Raw genomic sequence first — 10,983 nt, 5'->3', positions numbered from 1 at the left:
GCCGTCAGCGCTCCTTGTCGCCGTCGCTTTCCGCGTCGGCCTCGAACAGGTGCATCAGGTCGTTGCGTGCATCGCGCGAGGTCTGGATCACCGCGGCCTCGTCGTCGTAGACCAGGTACTGATCGCGCAGCAGCTGTTCGTCGTGTTCGCGGAAACGCTGCACATGCCGTTCGGCCACGTTCGGTGCAACGCCGAGCGCGGTCAGCACGCGCCCGCTCATTTCCAGACTGGTGCCGAATACTTCGCGGAACGGCTCGGCCGACATGTCCATCAGGCGCCAGGCATGCTGGCGGTTGCGTGCACGCGCCAGCACTGTCGCGTCCGGGTACAGCCGGCGCACCATGCGCACCGCGCGCAGGTTGGTTTCCGGGTCGTCCACGGTGATCACGAACACATCGATGTGCTCGCCGCCGGCCGCGCGCAGCATCTCCGGCCGGGTCGGGTCGCCGTAGTACAGCTGGTTGCCGAAGCGGCGCAGGTCGGCCACGGTGTCCGGGTTCGCCTCCAGCGCCACGAACGGCACCTTCTGCGCGGTCAACAGGCGCGCGATCACCTGGCCGAAGCGGCCCATGCCGGCGATCAGCACCTTGGGCCGGTTGTCCGGCGCTACCTTGTCAGCCTCGGCCGCCTGGCGCGGTGGGGCCTTTTCCTGGCCGAGCAGCTTGAGCAGCGCGATCATCAGCAGCGGCGTGATCGCCATCGACAGGCCGACGATCGCCACCAGCCGGTCATGGTTGGCGTTGCCCAGCAGGTGCGCGCGCTGCGCTTCGTTGAACACCACGAAGGCGAACTCGCCACCCAGCCACAGCACGCTGCCCAGCAGCAACGACTGCCGTGAACTGAGCCTGGCGATGCGCCCGATCACGTACAGCAGGCCGAACTTGACCACCAGCAGGATCGCCACGCCCGCCGCGATCAGCCAGGGCTCGGCGGCGATGCGGTCGAGGTCGATGCCCATGCCCACCGCGATGAAGAACAGGCCCAGCAGCAGGCCCTTGAACGGCTCGATCTGTGCTTCCAGCTCGTGCCGGAACTCCGAATCGGACAGCAGCACCCCGGCCAGGAAGGCGCCCAGGCTGGGGCTGAGGCCGGCTTCCTGCATGAACCAGGCGGTACCCAGCACCACCAGCAGGGCGGTGGCGGTGAACACTTCCGGGCTGCGGGTGCGCGCGATGATGCTGAACACCTTGCGCAGCACCGGTCGCCCGCACAGGATCACCACCGCCAGCGCACCCAGCGCCACCATCGCATCCTCGATGCGCAGGGTCTCGTTCTTCACCCCGCCCAGCAGCGGGATGGCCGCCAGCAGCGGGATCGCGATCAGGTCCTGGAACAGCAGGATGGCAAAACCCAGCCGGCCATGGTCGCTGTTGATCGCCTTGTGCTCGGACAGCAGCTGCAGGCCCACCGCGGTGGATGACAGCGCCAGCGCCACGCCCACCACCAGCGCGCTCTTCCACTGGAAGTGATCGAGCAGCAGCAATCCCCCCAGCACCAGCCCGGACAGCGCCACCTGTGCCGCACCGGCGCCGAACACCGAGCGCCGCATCACCTTCAGGCGTGCCGGCGACAGTTCCAGACCGATCACGAACAGCAGCATCACCACGCCGATCTCAGCGGCGCCGAGGATGCGGTCGGCGTCCTGCACGAAGCCCAGCCCGTCCGGGCCCAGCACCACGCCGGCCGCCAGGTAGCCCAGCACCGCGCCGAAGCCGAATTTCTTGAACACCGGCACGGCGATGACCGCCGCCAGCAGCAGCACCAGGGCCAGTTCCAGACCACCGCTATGCATGGGAATACCTGGTCATCGGGGGAGCCCGCTGTGCGTCCGTTCGGGTGGGGGAGGGCGTGGTGAGCACCACCGCGACATTATGCGCGCCGGTCTGTGTACGCACGAGAACAACCGGCCGGGCGTCGGTGCGGGGCTGCCGGGTTGACCTGCATGGCCCGCGGGTCCAGACTGCCCGCCGCTGGCGGCGCGTCCGTCGGCATACGCATCCCGGAGTCCCCAACCCATGTCCAGCGACAGTAGAAGTCGACCTCGTTCGACGCCAGCGATGGCCACCGCCTGACATCGGGACGGTTTGCCTGCGTTGGCGTTGCGCGAGGTCGCACCCCCACAAGGCAAAACCGATGAACCAGAAGCAATTGCTGCGCCAGGTGGCCGATGCCGCCGCACTGGCCGCACCGCTGGCGAACTACAACACCGCCGACGCGGTGGAATTCCTCAACACGCTGGAACTGACCCGCGCCGCGGAAACGCTGGCTGCGCTGCAGTTGCCGCGTGCAGTGAAGATGCTCGAAGCGCCGGAGCTGCATCGCAGCGGTGAGCTGGTGGCCGCGCTGCCACCGGCGCGGGCTGCGGCGCTGCTGGGCCTGATGGCCGACGACCGGGCCACCGACATCGTCCACGAGCTGGACGAAGAAGAGCGCGCGCGGCTGATCCCACTGCTGGGCACCGACGCCCGCCAGGCCATCCAGAAGCTGCTCAGCTACCCGCCGAACACCGCTGGCGCGCTGATGACCACCGAGTACGTGGCGGTGCCTGCCAGCTGGACCGTGGCGCAGACCCTGCAGCACATCCGCCAGGTCGAGCGCACCCGCGAGACGGTGTACGCGATCTACGTGCTGGAGCCGGCCAGCCAGCAGCTGCAGCAGGTGGTGACCATGCGCCGGCTGATCACCGGCCTGCCCGAGGAATCGATCCTGGACGTGGCCCAGGTCAATCCGCCGGTGACCGTGGATGCGCTGATGGACCAGGAAGAAGTGGCACGGCTGATCCGCCGCCACGACCTGCTGGCGATCCCGGTGGTCGACGCGCAGCAGCAGATGCTCGGCATCGTCACCGTGGACGACGTGCTTGATGCGCTGATCGAGGAATCCACCGAGGACGCGCACAAGTTCGGCGGCATGGAAGCGCTGGACAAGCCCTATATGCAGATCGGCTTCTTCGAGATGCTGCGCAAGCGCGCCGGTTGGTTGAGCGTGCTGTTCCTGGGTGAGATGCTGACCGCCAGCGCGATGCAGCACTACGAAGACGAACTGGCACGCGCGGTGGTGCTGACCCTGTTCATCCCGCTGATCATGAGCTCGGGTGGCAACTCCGGCTCGCAGGCCACCTCGCTGCTGATCCGCAGCCTGGCGCTGCGCGAACTGCGCCTGCGCAACTGGTGGAAGGTGGCCCTGCGCGAAATCCCGACCGGCATGGTGCTGGGCGCCATCCTCGGCTGCCTGGCCATCGTGCGCATCGTGATCTGGCAGCTGGGTGGCCTGCATGACTACGGCGAGCACTGGATCCTGCTGGCGATCACCATCGGCGCCGCGCTGGTCGGCATCGTCACCTTCGGTTCGCTGTCCGGCTCGATGCTGCCCTTCATCCTGAAGCGGCTCGGCTTCGACCCGGCCAGCGCTTCGGCGCCGTTCGTGGCCACCCTGGTGGACGTGACCGGCCTGGTGATCTACTTCAGCATCGCCGCGATGATCCTGCACGGCACGCTGCTGTAAGCCGGAACCACTGTGCTCCGGTAGGTGCCGACCTTGGTCGGCACGCAGGGGTCAGAGCCCATCGCTGTGCGAAGGGATCCGACCCCGGAGACCGGAGGCTTGCGCTGGATCATGCGCCCGATGCGCTGGTGCGTGTACCGTAGGCGCATGAGTACCTACCACCTGCAGTCCGTGTTCCGTCCGCAGTCGGTCGCGGTGATCGGCGGCAGCCCGCGCGAGCGCTCGGCCGGGCGCGCGGTGATGCGCAACCTGCGCGGCACCGGCTTCCCCGGCAAGGTGGCGTGGATCAATCCGCGGCATGCCGAGATCGATGGCATCCGCACGGTCAAGCGCTTGAAGGACCTGGACTGGGTGCCCGACCTGGTGGTGATCACCGCACCGGCGGCGATCGTGCCGCAGGTGGTGCGCACCGCCGCCGAACGTGGCGTGCAGGCGGCGATCATCCTCACCGCGCACCTGGGCGAAGGCCCGGGGTCGTTGTCGGAACAGGTGGAAACGGTAGCGCGCAAGCATGGCCTGCGCATCCTGGGCCCGCACTGCCTGGGTGTGATCGCACCGCATGCGCGGCTCAATGCCAGCATCGCCGCGCACTTCCCGCAGGCCGGCGACCTCGCGCTGATCTCCGAATCCTCGGCCATTGCCGCCGCGCTGGTGGAATGGGGCGTGGCGCGCTCGGTCGGCTTTTCTGCCGTGGTGTCGCTGGGCGACACGATGGACGTCGACTTCGGCGATCTGCTCGACTACTTCGCCACCGACTACCGCACTCGAGCCATCCTGCTCTACGTCGAGCAGATCAAGGACGCGCGCAAGTTCATGTCGGCCGCGCGTGCTGCGGCCCGCGCCAAGCCGGTGGTGGTGGTGAAGTCCGGCCGCGCCGAGCGTGTGCAGCCGGGCAGCCGCGATACCCATGTGCAGGCCCTGGCCCGCGCCGATGATGTGTACGGCGCGGCCTTCAACCGCGCCGGCCTGCTGCGCGTGGGGGCGCTGGACGAACTGTTCACCGCCGCCGAGTCGCTGGGTCGGTTGGGGACGTTCCCCGGTCGCCGCCTGGCCATCCTCAGCAACGGTGGTGGCGTGGGTCGCCTTGCGGTGGACCAGTTGATCGCGCTGCGCGGCACGCTGGCCAACCTGTCCGACAGCACCGTCGAGAAACTCGACGCGGTGCTGCCGCAGGGCTGGTCGCGCAGCAATCCGGTCGACATCGTGGTCGACGCCGATGGTGATCGCTATGCCGCGGCCATCGAAGCGCTGCTGGCCGACAACGAGAATGACGCGGTGATGGTGGTGAACGTGCCGACCGCGTTCACCTCATCGGCGGACGCCGCGCAAGCGCTCACCCGCACGCTCGGCCTGCGCCCGCGCCATCATCGCGACAAGCCGGTGTTCGCGGTGTGGCTGGGCAACGACGACCAGGCTACCGCCACGCTCAACGCGGCACGGGTGCCGACCTATCCGACCGAGGCCGAAGCCGTACGTGGCTTCCAGCACCTGGTGCGCTACCGCGAAGCGCAGAACGCGTTGATGGAAACGCCGCCCAGCCTGCCGCAGGACTTCAGCGTCGACACGGCCGCCGCGCGCACGCTGGTTGATGCCGCACTGGCCAACGGCCAGCAGTGGCTGGACCCGCTGGCCACCCATGAACTGCTAAAGGCCTATGGCATTCCCTCCGCGCCGGTGATGCATGCGCGCGATGCGCACGAGGCGATGGATCTGGCGCAGCCGCTGCTGGAGCGCGGTGCCACGGTCGCACTGAAGATTCTCTCGCCGGATATTCCGCACAAGTCGGAAGTGGATGGCGTGCGCCTGAACCTGTCCACGCTGCCGGCGGTGCAGAGCGCGGCCAACGCGATCCTGTCGCGCGCACGCCAGCTGCGGCCGGATGCACGCATCGATGGCCTGCTGGTACAGCCGACCATCGTCCGCCCGAAGGCGCGCGAGTTGATTGTCGGCATCGCCGATGACGCGACGTTCGGTCCGGTGATTGTGGTCGGTCGCGGCGGCACTGCCGTCGAAGTGATCAACGACAAGGCGCTGGCGCTGCCGCCGCTGGACCTGCGCCTGGCCCACGAGCTGATCGGCCAGACCCGCGCTTCGCGCATCCTCAAGGCTTACGGTGACGTGCCGGCGGCTGACGAGCGCGCACTGGCGCTGGCGCTGGTGAAGCTGGCACAACTGGCCGCCGACATTCCCGAAGTGCGCACGCTGGACATCAACCCGCTGCTGGTCGACGGCAAGGGCATCCTCGCCCTTGACGCCCGCGTGGCGGTGGCGCCGTCGCGCATCCTGCACAAGGGCCGCGGCCACCCGCGTTTCTCGGTGTTCCCATACCCGAAGGAGTGGGAGCGCACCATCGAGCTGTCCGATGGCGGCCGTGCCTTCGTGCGCCCGGTGCGGCCGGAGGACGACGCACTGTTCCGCGCGTTCTTCGCTCGTGTCAGCGATGAGGACCTGCGCCTGCGCTTCTTCCAGTCGGTGAAGCACTTCAGCCACGAGTTCATCGCGCGCCTGACCCAGCTCGACTACGCACGCTCGATCGCGCTGGTGGCGATCGAACCGCGCAGCGGCGAAATGCTGGGCGCGGTACGCCTGCACGCCGATGCCGATTACCACCGTGGCGAGTACGGCATCCTGATCCGTTCGGACCTGAAGGGCCACGGCATCGGCTGGCGGTTGATGGCGATCATGATCGAGTACGCCAAGTGGCTGGGCCTGGACGTGGTCGAAGGCCAGGTGCTGCGCGAGAACAGCACCATGCTGGCGATGTGCCAGAGCCTGGGCTTCAAGACGAAGCTGGATCCGGATGACCCGACGGTGATGATGGTGACCCTGCCGGTGCAGCAGGTCGAGGTGCCTGACGTTCCGCCGGTGGCTTGATTGCCGCCTGAGCCGGGCATGGGCTCGGCTCTACAGCTTCAACGCAATGGTTCCACCACCACCGCCGTGCCATAGCACAGCACCTCGGTCAGCCCGGTCATCACGTCGGTGGCGTCGTAGCGCATGCCAATGATCGCGTTGGCGCCCAGCTGCCGCGCGTGCTTGACCATGTCGCGGTAGGTTTCCTCGCGGGCCTGTTCGCACAGCTCGGTGTAGATGGTGATGTTGCCGCCGAAGAGGGTCTGGATGCCGCCCAGGAAGTTGCCGACGATCGAACGCGAGCGCACGGTGATGCCGCGCACTACCCCCAGATTGCGCACGACGCGATGGCCGGGCAGCTCGAAGGCGGTGGTGACCAGCGAATCGTCGAAGCGCAGCGCGGGCGGGGAGGGGATACCGCTGTTGTAGGGGTCTGCCATGGTCGCGTCCGTGTCGTTGCCTTCTGTAGAGTCGAGCCCTGCTCGACTGGCTGTGGAGCAGTCGAGCAGGGCTCGACTCTACAACGCAACCGCCCGTTGCGGCATGGCGCCGCCACCGCACCGGCGCGACAATACCCCCATGACCGACCGTATCCCCCTGTTGCTGCTGCCCGGCCTGCTCAACGATGCCGATCTCTGGCGCGCACAGCTGGCTGACCTGGCCGACATCGCTGATTGCAAGGTGGGCGACCAGACCCGCGGCGAAACCCTGCAGGGCGTGGCCGAGGACGTGCTGGCGCAGGCGCCGGAACGCTTTGCGCTGGCCGGTTTCTCGCTGGGCGGTTTCGTCGCCCAGCAGATCCTGCGCATCGCGCCGGAACGTGTGCTGCAGCTGGCGCTGATCGATACCTCGATCCATGCCGATTCGCCGGAACGTGCCGAGCAGCGCCGCAGCCAACGTGCCAGCGTGCGCCTGCCGGGAAAATTCCACGGCTTCGGTGACGTGCTGATGCGCAGCTACATCGATGCTTCTCGGCTGGACGACTACGTGCTGGTGCAGCGTGTGCGCGACATGACCGCGCGATTGGGCGCCGAAGTGTTCCTGCGCCAGAGCGCGCTGGAGCGCCGCGACGGCCATGACGTGCTGGCCGGCTACCGTGATCCGCTGCTGATCGTCTGCGGTGCGAACGACCGCATCACGCCGCTGGCGGTGAGCGAGGAGATGCACGCCCTGGCGCCGCATTCGCAGCTGGTGGTGGTGCCTGATTGCGGGCACCTGGCACCGATGGAAAAGCCGGACGAGGTCAGTGCGGCCATGCGTGGGTGGTTGCTGCAAGGCGAGGGATAGCGCTGCCTTTGGTAGGTGCCGACCTTGGTCGGCACGATGTGTCATCGACTGACCAGAGGCCAGCGCCGACCAAGGTCGGCATCTACCTGTAGAGCCGAGCCATGCTCGGCTGCAGGCGGCCAGGAGCCGAGCGTGGGCTCGGCTCTACAACAATGCCTCAATCCCAGGCCGGGGCAATCCCTTCCGGATTCGCCAAACGATGGCCGCGATCCAGCTTGGCGATCTGCGCCATGTCTTCGTCGGTCAGGCGTACGGCCGCTGCTTCCAGGTTGGCCGCCAGGTTTTCGCGCTTGGTCGACGACGGAATGACCGAGAAGCCCTGCTGCAGCGCCCAGGCCAGTGCAACCTGCGCCGGCGTGGCCTGGTGACGGCCGGCAATGGCCTGGATCACCGGGTCCTTCAGCACTTCGCCATAGGCCAGACTCATGTAGGCGGTGATGTGGATGCCGTTGTCCTGCAGGAACTTCACCAGCAGGCGGTTCTGCAGGTACGGGTGGATCTCGATCTGGTTGGTGGCGATGGCATCGGCACCGAGGATCTCGATCGCCTTGCGGGTCTGCGCGATGGTGAAGTTGGAGATGCCGATCGCCTTGGTCAGCCCCTGCGCCTTGGCCTCGGCCAGTGCTGGCAGGTATTCCTCCATCGGCACATCGACCTTGTCATTCGGTGACGGCCAGTGGATCAGCGCCAGGTCGACGCGATCGGTGCGCAGCTTCTCCAGACTGGTACGCAGGCTGGCCAGCAGCGCATCGCGCTTGAACTCGGTGATCCACACTTTGGTGGTCAGGTACAGATCATCGCGCGGCACGCCCGACTCGGCGATGGCCTGGCCGACTTCGGCTTCATTGCCGTAGATCTGCGCGGTATCGATGGCGCGGTAGCCGACCTCCAGTGCGTTGCGCACCGAGTCGATCACGGTCTGGTCTTTGAGGCGGAAGGTGCCGAGACCGAAAGCGGGGACAGTCATGGAAAGCTCCAACGGGGGAAGGGAGTAGCAGAAGGAAGAGGGTAGGACAGGCACCGCATGCATGCCGGCAACGGTGCATTGCATGAATCAATGCGCGGTGGCGGCAATGCCGTCGGCGCGGTGGTCGATGCCATCACGGCGGTCGAGGCGGCCGCTGAGCGCGGTCAGCACGTAGGCCAGTGCGACCACCAGCGCGCCCAGCCAGGGCGTATGCATCAGGCCGATGTGCTCCACCACCAGGCCACCCAGCGAGGCGCCCATGGCGATGCCAACGTTGAACGCGGCGATGTTCAGGCCCGAGGCCACGTCGGCCGCCTGCGGCGCGTAGCGCTGCGCCTGCTTGACCACGTAGACCTGCAGGCCGGGCACGTTGCCGAACGCCACCGCGCCCAGCGCCAGCACCGTCAGCAGCATCAACCAGGTGTTGTAGGCCGTGAACGTGAGTACGAACAGCACCAGGGCCAGCAATGCGAAGATGCGCTTCAGCGCGGGCACCGGACCCATGCGGTCGGCCATGCGCCCGCCCCACAGGTTGCCGATCGCCACCGACACGCCGTACACCAGCAGCACCAGGCTGACCGCATTGGCGGAGAAGCCAGTGACGTCCTGCAGGATCGGCGCCAGGTAGGTGAAGGCCAGGAAGGTACCGCCGTAGCCCAGCGCGGTCATCGCATAGACCAGCAGCAGGCGTGGCTGGCCCAGTACGGCCAGCTGCTGATGGAGGCTGGCCGGTGCGCTCTGCGGCAGGTTGCGTGGTACGAACAGCAGCGCGCCGAGCAGGGCGATCACGCCGAGGCCGGCCACCGCCAGGAAGGTCGCGCGCCAGCCCAGGTGCTGGCCGATGATGGTGCCCAGCGGCACGCCGGTCACCAGCGCCACGGTCAGGCCGGTGAACATGATGGCAATCGCGCTGGCGGCCTTCTCCTTCGGCACTACGGCGGTGGCGATGATCGCGCCGATCGAGAAGAACACGCCGTGGGCCAGGCCGGTGAGGATGCGGGCAAGGATCAGCGAGGTGTAGCCCGGTGCCAGGAAGGCGATGACGTTGCCGAGCGTGAACAGCACCATCAGCGCAACCAGCAGCGACTTGCGCGGCACGCGGCCGGTGAGCGCGGTCAGCACCGGTGCGCCGATGGCCACGCCCAGTGCGTACAGCGAGACCAGCAGGCCGGCCGAAGGCAGGCTGACCTGCAGGTCGCCGGCAATGGTCGGGATCAGGCCGACGATGACGAATTCGGTGGTGCCGATGGCGAAGGCACCGAGGGTCAACGCCAGCAGGGCGAGGGGAATGCCACGGATCATGACAGGGTCCAGCAGGAGGAAGAGGCTGCGCAGTCTGCGCTGCCGACCTTTGCGGAAAAACCGGTCTTCACGCCAATCACTCTTGCTGTGCAGTCAATAATAGGGGCATGAAGACGACGCTTGATGAAATGCAGGCCTTCCTGGCGGTGATCGACAGCGGTTCGATCAGTGCTGCCGCCGAGCAGCTGGGGCAGACGCCCTCGGGTGTGAGCCGTGCGCTGGGGCGGCTGGAGGACAAGCTGGGGATCACCCTGCTGACCCGCACCACCCGCCGCCTGCACCTGACTGCCGAGGGCGAGGCGTTCCTGCGCCATGCGCGCGCGATCGTCGATGCGGTGGAATCGGCCGAGGAACAGATGGCGGCGCGCCGCGGGCGCCCGGCCGGGCGCCTGCGGGTGGATGCGGCGATGCCGTTCGTGCTGCACGTGATCGCGCCGCTGGTGGCCGGTTATCGCGCGCGCTACCCGGACGTGCAGCTGGAGTTGAACAGTTCCGACCGCTACATCGACCTGCTGGAGCGACGCACCGATCTGGCGATCCGGATCGGGCCGCTGGCCGACTCCACCCTGCACGCGCGGCCGCTGGGTCGTTGCCAACTGCGGTTGGTGGCGAGCCCGGCCTACCTGGCCAGGCACGGTGAACCGGCCAGCGTCGCCGCGCTGGGCCAGCACACGCTGCTCAGCTTCAACGAGCCGGAATCGCTGAACCGCTGGCCGCTGCCCGGTGAGTCGGAGGGGTTGCTGCTGGTGCGCCCGGACATCGCCGTGTCCAGTGGCGAGACGCTGCGCCGCCTGGCGGTGGAAGGCGTCGGCATCACCTGCCTGTCCGACTTCGTCACCGATCGCGACCGCGCTGCCGGCACGTTGGTGCCAGTGCTGGCGGCGCAGACGCTGGATGTATACCAGCCGATCCACGCGGTGTATTACCGCAACACCGCGGTGTCGGCGCGGATCAGCTCATTCGTCGACTACCTGGCCGACGCGATGGCACAGAGCGATTACGTGCGCTGAGGTCGCCGGCCAGCGGCCGGCACTACCGCTCATCGCACGGGTAGTGCCGGCCGCTGGCCG

8 protein-coding genes are annotated in these 10,983 nt (G+C 67.7%); 4 read left to right on the top strand and 4 right to left on the bottom strand.

What is annotated here, in order from left to right:
• Positions 1 to 4 precede the first annotated feature (4 nt).
• The gene (locus D5301_RS03625; RefSeq protein WP_153854806.1) at positions 5 to 1,792 is read right to left on the bottom strand and encodes a monovalent cation:proton antiporter-2 (CPA2) family protein; all 1,788 of its coding nucleotides are present in this window, start codon (positions 1,790 to 1,792) and stop codon (positions 5 to 7) included.
• Between the two features lie 341 nt (positions 1,793 to 2,133).
• Between D5301_RS03625 and mgtE the strand changes: the two genes are divergently transcribed.
• Both mgtE and D5301_RS03615 read left to right on the top strand, forming a co-directional pair.
• On the top strand, positions 2,134 to 3,504 hold the full coding sequence (gene mgtE / locus D5301_RS03620; protein WP_153854805.1) for a magnesium transporter: 1,371 nt from the start codon (positions 2,134 to 2,136) through the stop codon (positions 3,502 to 3,504).
• A gap of 147 nt (positions 3,505 to 3,651) precedes the next feature.
• On the top strand, positions 3,652 to 6,378 hold the full coding sequence (locus D5301_RS03615) for a bifunctional acetate--CoA ligase family protein/GNAT family N-acetyltransferase (RefSeq protein WP_110714104.1): 2,727 nt from the start codon (positions 3,652 to 3,654) through the stop codon (positions 6,376 to 6,378).
• A 38-nt stretch (positions 6,379 to 6,416) separates the two neighbouring features.
• On the opposite strand, the gene D5301_RS03610 is transcribed toward D5301_RS03615, so the two are convergent.
• Entirely contained in the window at positions 6,417 to 6,797 is a 381-nt protein-coding gene (locus D5301_RS03610; protein ID WP_153854804.1) for a YbjQ family protein, read from the bottom strand.
• Between the two features lie 139 nt (positions 6,798 to 6,936).
• On the opposite strand from D5301_RS03610, the gene D5301_RS03605 reads away from it, so the two are divergent.
• Complete coding sequence (locus D5301_RS03605; protein ID WP_153854803.1) at positions 6,937 to 7,644, top strand: alpha/beta hydrolase; 708 nt, start codon at positions 6,937 to 6,939, stop codon at positions 7,642 to 7,644.
• A gap of 157 nt (positions 7,645 to 7,801) precedes the next feature.
• Here D5301_RS03605 and dkgB read toward each other — a convergent pair whose 3' ends face one another.
• Together dkgB and D5301_RS03595 are read right to left on the bottom strand one after the other, a co-directional pair.
• The gene (gene dkgB, locus D5301_RS03600; protein WP_153854802.1) at positions 7,802 to 8,611 is read right to left on the bottom strand and encodes a 2,5-didehydrogluconate reductase DkgB; all 810 of its coding nucleotides are present in this window, start codon (positions 8,609 to 8,611) and stop codon (positions 7,802 to 7,804) included.
• 87 nt (positions 8,612 to 8,698) lie between these two features.
• The gene (locus D5301_RS03595; RefSeq protein WP_153854801.1) at positions 8,699 to 9,913 is read right to left on the bottom strand and encodes an MFS transporter; all 1,215 of its coding nucleotides are present in this window, start codon (positions 9,911 to 9,913) and stop codon (positions 8,699 to 8,701) included.
• Between the two features lie 107 nt (positions 9,914 to 10,020).
• Between D5301_RS03595 and D5301_RS03590 the strand changes: the two genes are divergently transcribed.
• A complete protein-coding gene (locus tag D5301_RS03590; RefSeq protein WP_153854800.1) occupies positions 10,021 to 10,923 on the top strand; it encodes a LysR family transcriptional regulator in 903 nt (300 codons plus the stop codon).
• The last annotated feature ends 60 nt before the right edge of the window (positions 10,924 to 10,983 follow it).

Origin of the sequence: Stenotrophomonas sp. MH181796, from assembly GCF_009659995.1 — a bacterium.
Taxonomy (GTDB): domain Bacteria; phylum Pseudomonadota; class Gammaproteobacteria; order Xanthomonadales; family Xanthomonadaceae; genus Stenotrophomonas; species Stenotrophomonas riyadhensis.
The sequence above is the reverse complement of the archived record's forward strand: the minus strand, read 5'-3'. Positions and strand labels throughout refer to the sequence as shown.